1 protein-coding gene is annotated in these 275 nt (G+C 26.5%); it reads left to right on the top strand.

The window, feature by feature from the left end; genetic code table 11:
- On the top strand, positions 1–184 hold a 184-nt coding region (locus tag GUI70_RS25645), incomplete at its 5' end, for an LSM domain protein (protein ID WP_161884565.1).
- Positions 185–275: the final 91 nt, after the last annotated feature.

The following is a 275-nucleotide window of genomic DNA, read 5'->3' as shown; positions in this document are numbered from 1 at the left end:
ACAGTCATACATAGGCAAATCAGTCAAATTAACGCTTACTAATAATAAAATATTAATTGGAAAAGTGATAGACTTTGATGATAAAGTTGATAATTTTGATGGTTATAATTCGATAGAAATTGATACAGGTAGAATTACATATGATATATCAGAAAATAAAATTAAAACTATTGTTTTACAATAATAGCATCCTTTCTACACAGATAAAGAGAAAGCGGTGCTATTTTTTGCGCTTTTATAACAACTAAGGATACAAGACACATAACTTCAACAAT

The sequence above is a fragment of the Deinococcus alpinitundrae genome, from assembly GCF_009982895.1.
GTDB classification, from domain to species: domain Bacteria; phylum Deinococcota; class Deinococci; order Deinococcales; family Deinococcaceae; genus Deinococcus; species Deinococcus alpinitundrae.
This window is presented reverse-complemented; position numbering and strand designations above follow the sequence as displayed.